Origin of the sequence: Herbaspirillum chlorophenolicum (assembly GCF_001189955.1) — a bacterium.
Classification (GTDB): domain Bacteria; phylum Pseudomonadota; class Gammaproteobacteria; order Burkholderiales; family Burkholderiaceae_D; genus Herbaspirillum; species Herbaspirillum chlorophenolicum.
In genome coordinates this window covers 67183-80566 of sequence record NZ_LFLT01000025.1, presented here as the reverse complement: position 1 = coordinate 80566, position 13384 = coordinate 67183, and the positions used below count along the sequence as shown (strand labels likewise).

Here is a 13384-nt window from a genome sequence, read left to right as displayed (position 1 = left end):
AGGTTTAACAAGTTATACATGCTATGGCGTTAGGTGAGGATAGATTGTGAGACCAGCAGTCATTTCGGAGTGATGAGCATTCTTGGCCGATTGCGAACTTTCGGCAGTTCTATCGATCCGAAGCGGACGTTGTTAACGTCGGGGCATATAATAGTTACCAGCTTGATTCTTTTGCCTGTTGCAGCACATTGAGTACGCGTGGTTGTTTCGAGTAGCGTTTCCGGGCTGTCGCTTCGTCTTTCTCCAACCGGTCGCATCTCAGATCGCTCATAGCCGAAGCGATCTCCCGCTTACGTTCTGCATCGTATGGCTCTTCACCGCTCCAATGTGCACAGCCTGCAAGACGATCAATAAGCTTCATCACGTCCCTAGGTTGATTCTTTTTCAGCTCGGCCAACGGATAATCGCTCGCCCAAGTTTCAGTGGCGAAAAACATAGAAAAATAAGAAGAGCTCGGTATCGCATACTGATATGTTCGATGTCTTGAAGTGTCCGCTCCTGGCCAATTGCGGATGCTCCCTGTTACGTATACTCGGCCGAAATCATGTGAATATATTTGGCGTGATCGACCAGAAGAGTTACTACCCAAAGCACTGTAACAGTGGTCCAGGCAAGTAACGCGCGCTTTTTCTCCCCCGAACTGTAGATGATTCGAAAGAACGATACGACATGGCTCACCAGAACAAATAGAAGAAAGGGCCAGAGAACAAAAAAGACATAGAAAGCATCACCCGGGCCCCCCGGAGTATCTTCCTCGCCCTGGAGGGGCCATATATGAGAAGCCAGCAGCAAATACAGCCCCATCCCTGCCAGGTTGAAGAAAATCCACGTTGAGCTCCGTGGTGATAGTACGGGAAAGAAAGGCATAGCAAAAAATGGATGGTTCACACGGAATACATTTTTTTGATTGCTAAAGATTAGCTTGAATTTGTTTGCTTATGACTGATTGTGATCATCGTGACCATTATTCAAGGCCAACCGCTTGTGGCAGATTTCGCACGAAATCCGAGCGCTCACCATATTCAGTGGAAAGTTCCCGCATCTGAGCAGATAGATGAATCCTCGTTTCCAGTGCTGCGCATTGGAGCTCACATGCAAGTGCCTCCATCTGAGAAACTGCCGCGTCTTCGTTTACCAAAGCGTCATCTGAAAATTCTAGAAAGATGAACATGTTGATTATTGACCGGACTATGTATTTATCGATCATGCAGCTCTTGCTAATTGGTTTTAAATGGCCGGTAGCGTTATCTCCACATATACGACGCGCTGCGAACCACGTTGCGAAGCGCACCGTCACTTAGCCAGGAATATTTGCCCTTCAGTGCTGCAGCCGCCATGTCTGCGCTGGATTGAAAGCTTGGCTCCATCCAATGAGCGGAAGCATTTGCATCGCTCCAGATGTTTTCAATGAGAGCACTGTCTTCTGCCGTAAGTCCTTTTTTCGTTAAGGTCTCTGGGAGGTACGCCCATGGCATTGCCCAGTCAGAGAACTGTTCGAGAATCTGGTTGAGCTGTTGATTGTTACTCATTATTTCTCCCGGGAACATCCCTAAGCGCCCGTTGTTGGCTGATAGCTGGTCACTGGATCCTGAGAAATCGGGATGGCAACCAAACCATTCAGTCCTCGGTTTGAAGAAGACCACCCGCCAGATGTTTGAACGCCTCCACCGCTTTGATGAAAACCGCCTTCGGATTGTCCGAAGAAGCAATCCACATCGCCGCATTGAGTGCAGCGCCATTGAGCAGGCGCGCGGTGGCTTCCGTATCCACCGGCTTGATGACGCCTGCATCAATCAGGCCTTGAAGCCCCTCCATGGTTCTGCCCAGGCACACGTTCTGGCTCGGCCATTGGGACGGGTCGCCCAGCACTGCGGGACCATCGCGCAGAATGATGCGCTGGATCTCCGGCTCCAGCGCCATCTTGATGTAAGCGATGGCTTCGGCCAGCAGTTGCTTCCAGATGTCCTTTTCCCTGGCGCTCAAGGCGTGCGCCTTGGCTGCCATCTCCGTGTCGATCTGGTCGACGACCGCCTGCAGCAGGCCTTTTTTATCTCCGAAATGATGGTAAAGCGCTCCACGGGTCAGTCCTGCTTCAGCTGTGAGGTCGTCCATGGATGCATCCGCATATCCATGTAGCGCAAAGGCCTTGCGGCCCGCCTGGATCAGCTTGGCCCGGGTCTCTTCCACCATTTCTGCACGACTCTTCGCCACGTGGCTCTCCTGAATTAAACATACGCACCGTATTTTAATTGACATACGTTGCGTATGTTTGTTTAAATTGGCATACGCATCGTATGTGTTTGTCCAGCATCATTGCTTGCCTGCCGATGCTGGACCATCTATGTCAATCATCAATTTATGGAGTTCAATCATGCCCAAACGTGACGCCGTTTTCCCTGTCGGTCGCCAGTCGCTTTATGAGATCAACCGCTATTCCGCCGCCATTCGTTCGGGCGATCTTCTGTTCGTATCAGGCCAGGTGGGGAGCCGGGAAGACGGTACTCCTGAACCCGTCTTCGAGAAGCAGGTCCAGCGCGCGTTTGACAACCTGAAGGCCGTGCTGAAGGCGGCAGGATGCAATTTTGACGATGTGGTCGATGTGACGACCTTCCACACCGACCCTGAGGCCCAATGGGAAACGCTGAACGCGATCCGCCTGAAGGAAATTGGCGAGCAGCCTTACCCCAACTGGACTGCGGTGGGGGTGAACTGGTTGGCGGGATTCGATTTTGAGATCAAGGTGATCGCGCGCATTCCAGGTCCATGACGCCGCATTGAACTGTGTTACGCACGGCATAAACCGGTTGTGATTTTCATGGCGTAAAAAACGGGCATGATTTCCATCATGCCCGCATTTTCTAACCCGCTATGAAGATGGAAAGTCAGGCGAAACCGATCGCCTGACTTGTCTTCATTCTTTTTTCTCTTCTCTGCGCTCTTCTTTTTTAGCCTGCGGATGCTCTTGCGGGCGTGGTTGAGCGTGCTCTTGCGGATGCGGTTGTGGCTGCGCATGCGGCTGGGCTTGCGGCCTTGGTTGTTCCGCCGGCTTGGCGTGTACTTGCGGGGCTTGCTCATGAGGCGGCGGCGCCTGTGGCCGTGGCGGCGCCGAGACGTTCGGATTCTGATGCGCCGGCACATTCTCTCTGGCTGCATGTTCCTGGCGCGCTTCGCCCGGTGTCGGGCCGGACGGACGTGCGTCCGGCTGATGCGGCCGTTCAGCGTTTTGCTGACGACTTTCCATGGCGCCTGGACGTTGCATCGGACCAGGATTCGGTTTCTGCGCGGCGGCAGCGTGAGACGTTACTTCGGGCTCGTGTCCATTGGCATGAGGCTGCATGGGGGCGTTGCCTGCTCCGTGCTGCGTTTCCGGCGCGTTGGCCGGACGAGCGCCCGGACGCGCATCGCCGGCGGCGAAATGCGGCATCGTCATTGGGCCACCCGGTGCAGCTTGCGTGAGTGCATTGGCATGAGGCTGCATGGGGGCATTACCTGCCCCGCGCTGCGCTTCCGGCACGTTGGCCGGCCGAGCGCCGGGACGCGTATCGCCGGCGGCGAAATGCGGCATCGTCATGGGGCCGCCCGGTGCAGCTTGCATGCGTGCATTGGCGTTTGGCGCTGCCGCGTTGAACGTCGGGCGGTTGGCATTGTTGTTGATGGTGCCGTTGTTGTTATTGGTCGTACCGTAGTTGTTGACCGTGCGCGAGTTGTTGTTGTGGTTGTCGATATGGTTATCGATGTGGTTGATGACAGTGGTCGACTTCGAAATATAAGTCGTGTTGTTGTAGACCACCGCCGGACGATGCCAGCCGCCGCCGGGACCGCCGCCATAATTAGGACCGCCACCGTAACCAGGGCCATCCGAGCCGGGGCCGGGACCGCCCCAGTTCATGCCCCATGAATGCCAGCCCCAGTCGTGATTGCTGATGACCGCGCCGACCAGGATGCCGACGCCGAATGAAAGGACGCCGGTGGCTACCACGTCGCCCGTGCTGTAGACCGGAGGGTGATAGACATAGCCGGGATATACCGGAACCGCGCCGCCGTAGACCACGGCCGGGTTATAGCTCGGCACATACACGACATCTGGCTGTGCCGGTTCGATCACGATCGTTTGCGGCGGCGGCGGAATCACCTCGGGGCCGGAATAGACCAGCGGTTCGCCGGGAGCGCTGGCATAGTTCGGCGGCGGCGGCGCTGCGCGTGCGACCGAGGTGATTCTCAACTGCTGCGAGTTCTTGAGGTTGCCAGACTGCTGCGCACGCAAACGCATCGCCTGGATGGCGTTCATCACATCGCTGGGATCGTTCACATAGGCTTCGCCAAGTGCGGTGGTCCACTGGGTGTTGCTTGCCATCTGGTTCAGTACCGAGGGGAATGCCGTCAGCGATTTGACGCTGACATCCCAAGGCTGCTGATTTGCCGCATTCTGCAATGCGGCGCCTTTGAGCGAGGGGTTTTGCGCCAGCCACTGGTTGGCGGAGGTAATCTGGTCGGGATACGTTGCACCGGCCAGCACCTGGGCGACCAGCTTGTCGGGGAACAAAGCGATCGGCGCCACCATCTGCGACAACTGGTCTGCGGTCGGCGGCGTATAGGGGGCGGTTGTCGGAGCCGCTGCCGCTGTGTTGGGGGGCGTGTCGGCAGGGGTGTTGGTTTTGTTGCAACCCGCAAGAGCAAGCAGGCTGATGATGAGTGAAGAGGACACCAAGGTGGTGAACCGGTTTTTATCAGCTTTCATGTCGTGTCCCTGTTGGCTGTAATCATGGCGGAATCGCACGTGCGAGTCCCATCCCAATGGTTCCCCAACGGCCCCCATGAATGCCAAGTTGACGCTGTGGTTGTTACAGGCGTTACAGGCTGTAACGGGTAGCTGACAATAAGCTGAACAGGGCTGCAGATACCGTGTTCGTTGCAACCGATCCTGGTGCTGATTGATCTCTTTATGCTTTGTTGGCCGTAGCGCCGGCAGCGGGAAAAAGAGGACGCGCGGCAATGCGATGGTTGAGCCCGGGAAACTCCTTGCCGCCGGCGATGGTTTTCAGGCCGTGGCGCACGTGGTTCATGGTGTCATTGTCGCGCTGGGTGGCATACACCACGTAGGCCGAGTGTGAAAATTCGGGTGTGCCGTGGACCCGGTGCAGGCGGCCTTCGTCAATGAACGGTTGGGCGGTGCCGGCGCGGAAATAGCCGGCGCCGCCGACACTGAGCAGGTAAGTGAGCGCCAGCGGGCCAAGGGAAATCGCCAGCGAGGGATTGCTCAGTTCGGGATGGGCGGCCTGGTGGTTGATGGCGAAGTGCGGCCCCCAGTCGACATAGACATAGCGCTCGGGATCGACGACACCGCTCTTGTCGGTGTTGACCATGATCAGTTTTTCTTCCAGCAGCAATTCGGACACCAGGCCTTCGCGCGGCGGCGGGCCGTACAGCACCGCCAGGTCCAGCGAGCCGTCTTGCACGCGGTCGAGCAGCCGGGCAGGCATATCGACTTCGGAGCGGATCGCGATGTCGGGAGAGAAACGGTGCATCCAGATCAGCCAGTCCGCAAGAAAGGGATGCCACAGGCTGAGTTCACCGCCGAGGCTGATGCCGTCCTTGCGTCCCGGCGGCAGCGCGATCTGCTGGCGCGCACGTTCCCAGACCTGCACCAGCGTCGTCGCATGGCGCATGAAGCGCTCGCCGGCTGCCGTCAGCTTTGCACCGGACTTGTTGCGGATGAAAAGCTGCCGGCCAAGTTGTTCTTCCAGGGTACGGATACGCGCACTGACCGCCGTTTGCGTGAGATGCATCCGCTCCGCGGCCAGGATAAAGCTGCCGTTGGTAGCGACTTCCAGGAAGGTGCGGGCAAGATTGATATCCATGGGGGAGATGGGAGATGTCGTCGGCCTGGTTCACGATATTTTTTGCGGCCGATATGCATGCGATCACATTCGCGTGAATATATCACTATGTGATGTTGTTGGCCGAAATCGGCGATTGCAAAACATCATCCTGCCGATTGATTGTTTTGCGCGGGCCATAAAAATGGGCCGCGTTTTCAGGCGCAGCCCATTCAGTCCAATTGCCCGCCGGGTGGCGGCCGGCGTTTGCTTTCCCTTTGCCGCGCAGTCGTTGCAACTTTCAGATAACGCTGCGAGGCAGGGAGATATGTTGCCGGCCGCTCCCGCCGTTTATTGCTTCAGCGCCGGTTGCGTTCCCTTGCCCAGCACCAGGTTGACGAGCACTGCCACCGCGATGTTGAGCACCAGTGCGACGATGCCGGTATACAGAGTGTAAGAGTCTGCGCCGATGGTGAAGGTGTGAACCGGTTTGATGCCATCGGCGAATGCCAGCCAGCTGCCGCCGACGATGCCCACTGCCCATCCGGCCAGCAGCGCGCGTGCGCCGAACCAGCCGACGAACAGGCCGAACACCAGCGCGGGGAAGGTCTGCAGGATCCACACGCCGCCCAGGAGCTGCAGGTCCAGGGCGAACTTGGTCGGCAGGAACAGGATGAACACCAGCGCGCCGAACTTGACCACCAGCGACACCACTTTGGCAACCTTGGCTTCGCCCGCGGGGGCGATATCGGGGTTGACGTAGGGTTTCCAGAAGTTGCGGGTGAACAGGTTGGAGGCGCCGATCGACATCACCGCCGCCGGCACCAGCGCGCCGATGGCGATCGCAGCGAAGGCGAAGCCGGCGAACCAGCTTGGGAACAGGCCGTTGAACAGCGCCGGCACCACGTCGTTGTTGGTCGGCACCTTGATGCCCGCGGCATAAGCCATGAAGCCGAGCAGCGCAATCAAGCCCAGCAGCACGGTATAGGCCGGCAGGAACACGGCGTTCTTGCGGATCGTGTTGGCATCCTTGGCGGCGAAGATGCCGGTCAGCGTATGCGGATACATGAAGGCCGCCATGGCCGAACCCAGCGCCAGTGTCGCGAACGGCAGGAACTGCGTCGGTTTCAGCGTCAGGCCGGTGGCCCCGCCCTTGGTTGCGAACGCATCGCGCGCCGCACCGAACACCACCCCGTAGCCGCCCAGCTTGGCCGGTACGATGATTACCGCCGCCAGCACCACGATGTAGATCATCAGGTCCTTGACGAAAGCGATCAGCGCCGGCGCGCGCAAGCCGGCCGAGTAGGTGTACAGCGCCAGGATCACGAAAGCCGCCAGCAGCGGCAGCTCGCCGGTCAGGCCCAGCGCCTTGATCACCACTTCCATGCCGATCAGCTGCAGCGCGATGTAAGGCATGGTGGCGACCACGCCGGTCAGCGCGATGGCGAACTCCAGCGGACGCGATTTGTAGCGGCCGAAGACAACGTCGGCCGCCGTCACGTGGCCGGCCTTGTGCGCGGCGTGCCACAGTTTGGGCATGATCACGAACACGATCGGGTAGACCAGGATGGTGTACGGCAGCGCGAAGAAGCCGTAGGCGCCGACCGCATAGACCAGCGCCGGCACGGCGATCACGGTATAGGCGGTGTAGAAGTCGCCGCCGACCAGGAACCAGGTGATCCACGTGCCGAAGTTGCGTCCGCCCAGGCCCCATTCATCGAGGTGGGCGCCCTTGTTCTTCGGGCCGGCCATCCATTTGGAGGCCCAGAAGCCCATGACGGTGACCAGCGCGAAGAAGAAGATGAAGACCCAGAGTGCGGTCCAGTTGATGTGGGAGGCGTCCATTTACTCGACTCCCTTCTTGAGGCCATCGCGGTAGATGATCCAGATGATCAGCGATGTCAGGGGGACCCAGGCGAACTGGTACCAGTAGAAAAACGGAAAGCCGAACAGGGTGGGTAGTTCGTCGTTGTAGAACGGAACCCAGAGCAAACCTATGAACGGCAATAGGAGTAGCAGCCGCATATTTTCTCCTCTAACTTTTGGCGGAAGGATTATTTTTAAAAGTTGCTCTGAAATTATAGGGAGAATCGCAAGGATGCGTTTGCGGCGCAGAAACCTTGTATTTGTTGCCCTGTGGCAGTAGTGGCGGGGGATTTTTCGCTACCGCGATGCCGTCGCGTCGGATCGGCCTGCGACATCGGTGCGCGCTCGGCAAGACTCGTGAAAATGGCTTACGCTGCACGCTGTTTCCACCACAACTCCGGCTTCCATGAGCGATTCACTGCAAGCGGCAACGCCAACCGGCACTGCTGCCGCTTCCGGGGATGAACTGGAGGCGCTGGCGCACCTGCTGCTCACCTGCAGCAACGTACTGGTGCTGACCGGCGCCGGCATCAGCACCGCATCCGGCATTCCCGATTACCGCGACGAGGATGGCGTGCGCCGTGGCCGCTTGCCGATCCAGGGCGCGGAATTTCGCGCGTCGGAAGCGGCACGCAAGCGCTATTGGGCGCGCAGCATGCTGGGGTGGCCGCGTTTGGCGCAAGCCAGGCCCAATGCCGCTCACCGCGCCATCGCACAACTGGAGGAAGCAGGGCGGGTGGCTGCCGTACTGACGCAGAACGTCGATGGTTTGCACCAGCAAGCCGGCAGCCGCAGGGTGATGGAGCTGCATGGCAGCATCCACGCGGTGCGCTGCCTGTCTTGCGGTACCTTCTATGAGCGGGCCCGGATACAGCGTGAGCTGGAGCAATTCAACCCAGCGCTGGCCTGTGCCGAGGCCGCTGCCTTGCCGGATGGCGATGCCCAGCTGGAACCGGACGCCGATGCCGATTTCCATGTGCCATCGTGCGGCCGCTGCGGCGGCATGCTGCAGCCGGATGTGGTGTTCTTCGGCGACGGCGTTCCCGCCGCGCGCAACGCCGAAGCGGAGCAGGCGGCGCATGCTTGCGATGTCATGCTGGTGGTGGGATCGTCGCTGATGGTGCTGTCGGGATTCCGTTTTGCCCGCATGGCGGCGCAAGCGGGCAAGCCGGTGGCCGCCATCAATCGCGGCCTTACACGTGCCGACCCGTTGTTGGCGCTCAAGATTGCGGCGTCTGCCGAATCGGTTCTGCCGCGGTTGGCGTCACTGGTGCTGGACGGGAAACGCGCCTGACCGACCAGGCTACGATGGCGGCTACGCATAGCGCCAGCAGCGCCGCCGCCATGAACACATGCGAGAAACCGATCCCGTAGGCATGTTGGGCAATGGCGACGGCGGCCTCGCGCTGCTGCGGATAAAGCTGCGCCGCGCCGCCGAAGTCGCCCGCCATGGCGCGCGCGATGAATTCGCTGGCATGTGTGCCGTCCGTGCCGAGACCTGCCAGCGCGGAAGCCATGGAATGCCGCGCGCCTTCCGCCAGGACTGCTCCCAGCCCCGTGAATCCCGCCAGTACGCCAGTGAAGCGCGACGTAGTGCTGATGCCCGAGGCCATGCCGGCGCGTTCGCGCGGCACGTTGCCCATGATGGCCTTTTGCGTTTCGCCGTTGAGCAACCCGCCGCCGCTGCCCAGCACCGCCATGCCGATCACGATGAGTACGCCGCTGCCCGCATGTGCGGCCAGCGCCATGAGCAGGTTGCCCAAGGCTACGGTGCATAGCCCCAGCATCAGGATGCGTGCTGAAGACCAGGTGCGCGCCAGGCGTCGTCCGGCTTGCGGCAACAGCAGCATGGCCAGCGCGAACGGCAGCATGGCCAGTCCTGCTGCACCGGCCTGCATGCCGCGCGCATTCTGCAGGAACAGTGGCAGCAACGACGCCATCACCTGCGCCGATGCCGCATAGGCGAACATCGCCGCCACCGCGCCGATGAATCCGGCTGAACGGAACAGCGACAAGTCCAGCATGGGATGCGCGCTCTTGCGCTGGAGGGCCACGAATGATGCGAATAAAAAAACGCCGCCCGCAGTGCGGACGACGAAAGCAACGCTGCCCCAGCCGTACTCAGGCCCGGTGATCAGGGCCCAGGTCAGCATGAAGATAGCGCTGGAGAAAGACAGGATGCCCGGCAAGTCAAGCGGGCGAGGAGATGGATTGCGCGACTCCGGAATATGGCGCAGCACCGCCACGCCCAGCAACAGGCAGATTGGAATATTGATGGCGAAGGCCCAGCGCCAGCCCAGCAGCGCATTGATGGCGCCGCCGGCCAGCGGCGAGAGCACCATCGCCAGTCCCATGATGCCGCCCCACACGGCCCAGGCGTGGGCGCGTGCGGCTTCGTCATGGAAGGCATGGCCGATGATGGCCAGCGCCGGCGCCAGCAGGAAGGCCGCGCTGACGCCCTGCGCCGCGCGCGCTACATACAGTGCCTGTGCCGAAGGCGCCAGCGCACAAGCCAACGAGGCCAGGGCGAACGCCGCGATGCCGCACAGGAAGATGCGCTTGCGGCCATAACGGTCGGCCACCGAACCGGCCGGCAGCAGCAGGGCGGCGAAGCACAGCACGTAGGCGCTCACCACCCATTCGATGTCGGCGAAGGACGCGCCCAGTTCACGTGCGATGGTCGGCAGGACGATGCCGACCACGTTGGTGTCTAGCACCGTCAAGGCGCAGCCCAGCGAGCCGCTCAGCAATATCCGTCCGGCGGCGGTTGAAAACAGGGTGCGCATGGCGTCTCCTCCTCGCTCCTTGTCGATAGCCGCTTACTTCAGTGCAGCTGCGCCGGCCTTGGCAATTTCTTCATCGTGCTGCGGCGTGTCGGCCGACACGCCGATGGCGCCGACAATCTGGCCGTCAGCCACCAGCGGCAAGCCGCCGCGCATCAGCACGAAACCGCGTGCAGTCGCCACGGCCGGGCGGTTGCCATTGATCGCATCTTCCAGCGCGCCGCTGGGGCGGCGGAACAGCGCGGCGGTGCGCGCCTTGCCAGGTGCGATTTCGACGCCGGCCGGCACTGCCGCGTTGTCCATGCGCACCAGCGCCAGCGGCAGGCCGGCGGCATCGACCACTGAAATCACGCAAGGCCAGTTCTCGGCCTGTGCTTTGGCTTGCGCGGCTGAAATCACTTGCTGCGCCGCGGCCAGCGTCAGCACCGGCTGCACCGGCAGGCTGGCGGCGCCGGCCAGTTGTGCAGCGGCCAAAGCGGCAGCGCCGATAGCGAGGGAAAGCGTGTTCTTGAACATGTCGTGCTCCTTGATAAAGGATGAAGAGGGAATCATCCATTCAATCAGTGCCTATAATTCAGTTCAATACCTAAGTTTTTGAAATTAATTAGCTCATACCTAATTCAATAAAGAGGAGTGCCATGGAACTGCGCCATCTGCGTTACTTCCTGACCGTCGCGGAGCAACTGCATTTCGCCCGCGCGGCGGAAATGCTCGGCATTGCCCCGCCCACCTTGAGCGTGCAGATCCAGGAAATGGAGCGCAAGCTGCAGGTACAGTTGTTCGTGCGCACCAAGCGCTCGGTGGCGCTGACCTCGGCCGGTGAGGCCTTTGCCGAGGAGGCGCGCGGCGTGCTGGCGCAATTCGAGCAGGCTTTGCATGTCGGCCGCCGTGCCGGGCGCGGCGAACTGGGCAGGGTAGAGATCGGCTATGTCGGCTCGGCGGTGTTCGGCGGCATCCTGCAGCAACAGATCAGTGCCTTCCGCCGCCAGTGGCCCGATGCCGAGGTGCAGGCGCGGGAGTGGCAGATGGATCGTTTGTCCGAGGCGCTGGAAGAGGGCCGCGTCGACGTCGCTTTCGTACGTATGCCGCTGGCGCTGGCACCGTCGCTGCAAACGCATGTGCTGCTGCGCGACCGCTTTTGCTTGGCGCTGCCGGCCGACCACGCGCTGGCGCAGGCGGAGGGGAAAGCAGTCAAGGCCAGGTCGCTGGCGGGCGAAGCCTTTATCCTGCCCGAGCAGGAACTGGGCACGCGTGAAGTCTGCCGCCGCGGCGGCTTCGCTCCGCGCAGCGAGAGCCGGCCCGGCAGCCTGCTGGCGGTGCTGGCCGAAGTTTCGGTGGGCGCCGGCGTGGCGGTGGTGCCGGGCGTACTGACCCAGGTGGTGGACTTGCCCAATGTGGTTTACCGGCCGTTGGCGGGCACGGCCATCGGCTCGGAGGTGGTCGCGGTGTTTCGCCGGTTCGAGCGTTCACCAGCGGTAAAGAACATGATCGCCGCCATCCGCAAGAGCGTGCCGCTGGCGGTGCCGGCAGTGGCCGCAGACTGAGTCCGCACCGCATATCGATATCCGTTTTCCTTCCTTCAGTCGGGTGCGCCGGCTGCCAGATAATCTCCGGGATATACCATCCCGAGGACATCATGAGCACATCCGCCAACGCATCCGCCCAGGCGCTGCATCAACGCTTTTCCGACCTGTTTGCGCTGATCGCGCAAGACAGCATCGCCCGCGAGACCGAGCGCCGATTGCCTTTCGCCGAAGTGCGCCAGTTGAAGGAAGCCGGCTTTTCTTCGCTGCGGGTGCCGGTCGAGCACGGTGGGGCAGGCGTGAGCCTGGAGGATTATTTCTACCTGCTGATCCGCCTGGGCGAGGCCGAATCCAACCTGCCGCAGATCCTGCGCGTGAATGCCGGCTTCACCGAGCTGCTGCTGGAGCGCAAGGACGATGCCGACACGCGCCGTTGGCTGGATGTGATCGGCAGCGGCAAAACCTTCGGCGCCGCGGCATCGGAGCGCAATGCCGCCACCGGCAATTCCGTGCTGCTGGAAAAAGACGCCAACGGCCACTGGCGCCTCAACGGAGAGAAATACTATTCCACCGGCACCCTGTATGCCGACTGGGTGCTGGTGCGTGCGCACGACCATGAATCCGATTTCAATGTGCTGGTGCCCGCCGATGCGCCAGGCGTCGAACGCGTCGACGACTGGGACGGCTTCGGGCAGCGCCTGACCGGCAGCGGCACCACGCGTTTCCACAACGTGCCGGTCGACGACGCCCAGGTACTTGACCGTTACCATGTGTCGCAGCCGCGCCGCAACACCATCATTACTTCCTTCTACCAGACGTTCCACCTGGCCGCGCTGTCGGGCATCGCGCGCGCCGTGCTGCGCGATGCGGTGGCGTTCACCCAGCCGCGCACCCGCACCTTCGGCGTGCCGGGCAACTCCAGTCCGCGCGAGAATCCGCTGGTGCACCGCGTGGTCGGCCGCCTGGCCAGCCTGGCGTGGTCGGCCGAGCAACTGACGCTGGCCGTGGCGCGCGAACAGGATGCGCTGCATGCCGCGCGCCGCGCCGGCACGGTCACCACCGAGGATTACAACGCGCTCGACATCAAGACCTTCGAAGCGCAGCAGATCGTCATCGGCCAGGTGCTGGAAGCCACTACCTTGCTGTTCGAAGTGGGCGGCGCCTCCGCCACCAGCGAAACCCGCCGGCTGGACCGCCACTGGCGCAACGCGCGTACACTGGCTTCGCACAACCCGGCGATCCAGCGCGAGGCAGCCATCGGCAACTACCACCTCAACGGCCGGCCGCACGACGAGCGCTTCGGCAACGGCTACGTCTGATCTTCTCCAAGCAGTCAGCAAATATCCTCATGCGGATTCGTTCGTTCAACTGAAGCGGTACGGTCAATACACTTTCG

General features: G+C 61.2%; 14 protein-coding genes. 4 read left to right on the top strand and 10 right to left on the bottom strand.

Going from position 1 to position 13384, the window contains the following annotated elements; translation table 11 throughout:
• Positions 1-154: 154 nt before the first annotated feature.
• The 4 genes from AKL28_RS15650 to AKL28_RS15630 form a co-directional block, all read right to left on the bottom strand.
• Positions 155-436, bottom strand: a complete 282-nt coding sequence (locus AKL28_RS15650; RefSeq protein WP_050469095.1) for a hypothetical protein — start codon at positions 434-436, stop codon at positions 155-157.
• A gap of 528 nt (positions 437-964) precedes the next feature.
• Complete coding sequence (locus AKL28_RS15640) at positions 965-1207, bottom strand: hypothetical protein (protein ID WP_050469093.1); 243 nt, start codon at positions 1205-1207, stop codon at positions 965-967.
• A 37-nt stretch (positions 1208-1244) separates the two neighbouring features.
• Positions 1245-1529, bottom strand: a complete 285-nt coding sequence (locus AKL28_RS15635) for a hypothetical protein (protein ID WP_156226361.1) — start codon at positions 1527-1529, stop codon at positions 1245-1247.
• Between the two features lie 88 nt (positions 1530-1617).
• Positions 1618-2211 (bottom strand): TetR/AcrR family transcriptional regulator, encoded by a 594-nt coding sequence (locus AKL28_RS15630; RefSeq protein ID WP_197091062.1) that lies wholly within the window; start codon positions 2209-2211, stop codon positions 1618-1620.
• Between the two features lie 160 nt (positions 2212-2371).
• Between AKL28_RS15630 and AKL28_RS15625 the strand changes: the two genes are divergently transcribed.
• Positions 2372-2767, top strand: a complete 396-nt coding sequence (locus tag AKL28_RS15625) for a RidA family protein (protein WP_050469090.1) — start codon at positions 2372-2374, stop codon at positions 2765-2767.
• A 144-nt stretch (positions 2768-2911) separates the two neighbouring features.
• On the opposite strand, the gene AKL28_RS15620 is transcribed toward AKL28_RS15625, so the two are convergent.
• The 4 genes from AKL28_RS15620 to AKL28_RS15605 all read right to left on the bottom strand — a co-directional run bounded on the left by AKL28_RS15620 (position 2912) and on the right by AKL28_RS15605 (position 7841).
• Positions 2912-4738, bottom strand: a complete 1827-nt coding sequence (locus AKL28_RS15620; protein ID WP_082221516.1) for a DUF3300 domain-containing protein — start codon at positions 4736-4738, stop codon at positions 2912-2914.
• Positions 4739-4940: 202 nt separating this feature from the next.
• On the bottom strand, positions 4941-5858 hold the full coding sequence (locus AKL28_RS15615; RefSeq protein ID WP_082221515.1) for a LysR family transcriptional regulator: 918 nt from the start codon (positions 5856-5858) through the stop codon (positions 4941-4943).
• A gap of 309 nt (positions 5859-6167) precedes the next feature.
• A complete protein-coding gene (mctP, locus tag AKL28_RS15610; RefSeq protein ID WP_050469088.1) occupies positions 6168-7661 on the bottom strand; it encodes a monocarboxylate uptake permease MctP in 1494 nt (497 codons plus the stop codon).
• Positions 7662-7841, bottom strand: coding sequence for a DUF3311 domain-containing protein (locus tag AKL28_RS15605; protein ID WP_050469087.1), 180 nt, complete (start codon positions 7839-7841; stop codon positions 7662-7664).
• Positions 7842-8088: 247 nt separating this feature from the next.
• On the opposite strand from AKL28_RS15605, the gene AKL28_RS15600 reads away from it, so the two are divergent.
• On the top strand, positions 8089-8976 hold the full coding sequence (locus tag AKL28_RS15600; protein ID WP_050469086.1) for an NAD-dependent protein deacetylase: 888 nt from the start codon (positions 8089-8091) through the stop codon (positions 8974-8976).
• On the opposite strand, the gene AKL28_RS15595 is transcribed toward AKL28_RS15600, so the two are convergent.
• Complete coding sequence (locus tag AKL28_RS15595; RefSeq protein WP_050469085.1) at positions 8903-10468, bottom strand: MFS transporter; 1566 nt, start codon at positions 10466-10468, stop codon at positions 8903-8905. The genes AKL28_RS15600 and AKL28_RS15595 overlap by 74 nt on opposite strands.
• A gap of 33 nt (positions 10469-10501) precedes the next feature.
• Complete coding sequence (locus AKL28_RS15590) at positions 10502-10981, bottom strand: GlcG/HbpS family heme-binding protein (protein ID WP_050469084.1); 480 nt, start codon at positions 10979-10981, stop codon at positions 10502-10504.
• Positions 10982-11103: 122 nt separating this feature from the next.
• Between AKL28_RS15590 and AKL28_RS15585 the strand changes: the two genes are divergently transcribed.
• Both AKL28_RS15585 and AKL28_RS15580 read left to right on the top strand, forming a co-directional pair.
• Positions 11104-12009 carry a LysR substrate-binding domain-containing protein gene (locus AKL28_RS15585; RefSeq protein ID WP_050469083.1) on the top strand — a complete coding sequence of 302 codons (906 nt, stop codon included), beginning with the start codon at positions 11104-11106 and terminating at the stop codon, positions 12007-12009.
• 92 nt (positions 12010-12101) lie between these two features.
• Complete coding sequence (locus AKL28_RS15580) at positions 12102-13307, top strand: acyl-CoA dehydrogenase family protein (protein WP_050469082.1); 1206 nt, start codon at positions 12102-12104, stop codon at positions 13305-13307.
• Positions 13308-13384: the final 77 nt, after the last annotated feature.

Coding starts and splice junctions, on each gene's coding strand:
- AKL28_RS15600 (WP_050469086.1), top strand. CDS start 8,089: ATGAGCGATTCACTGCAAGCGGCAACGCCAACCGGCACTGCTGCCGCT.
- AKL28_RS15590 (WP_050469084.1), bottom strand. CDS start 10,981: ATGTTCAAGAACACGCTTTCCCTCGCTATCGGCGCTGCCGCTTTGGCC.
- AKL28_RS15605 (WP_050469087.1), bottom strand. CDS start 7,841: ATGCGGCTGCTACTCCTATTGCCGTTCATAGGTTTGCTCTGGGTTCCG.
- AKL28_RS15640 (WP_050469093.1), bottom strand. CDS start 1,207: ATGATCGATAAATACATAGTCCGGTCAATAATCAACATGTTCATCTTT.
- AKL28_RS15635 (WP_156226361.1), bottom strand. CDS start 1,529: ATGAGTAACAATCAACAGCTCAACCAGATTCTCGAACAGTTCTCTGAC.
- AKL28_RS15615 (WP_082221515.1), bottom strand. CDS start 5,858: ATGGATATCAATCTTGCCCGCACCTTCCTGGAAGTCGCTACCAACGGC.
- AKL28_RS15580 (WP_050469082.1), top strand. CDS start 12,102: ATGAGCACATCCGCCAACGCATCCGCCCAGGCGCTGCATCAACGCTTT.
- AKL28_RS15620 (WP_082221516.1), bottom strand. CDS start 4,738: ATGAAAGCTGATAAAAACCGGTTCACCACCTTGGTGTCCTCTTCACTC.
- AKL28_RS15595 (WP_050469085.1), bottom strand. CDS start 10,468: ATGCGCACCCTGTTTTCAACCGCCGCCGGACGGATATTGCTGAGCGGC.
- AKL28_RS15625 (WP_050469090.1), top strand. CDS start 2,372: ATGCCCAAACGTGACGCCGTTTTCCCTGTCGGTCGCCAGTCGCTTTAT.
- mctP (WP_050469088.1), bottom strand. CDS start 7,661: ATGGACGCCTCCCACATCAACTGGACCGCACTCTGGGTCTTCATCTTC.
- AKL28_RS15585 (WP_050469083.1), top strand. CDS start 11,104: ATGGAACTGCGCCATCTGCGTTACTTCCTGACCGTCGCGGAGCAACTG.
- AKL28_RS15650 (WP_050469095.1), bottom strand. CDS start 436: ATGTTTTTCGCCACTGAAACTTGGGCGAGCGATTATCCGTTGGCCGAG.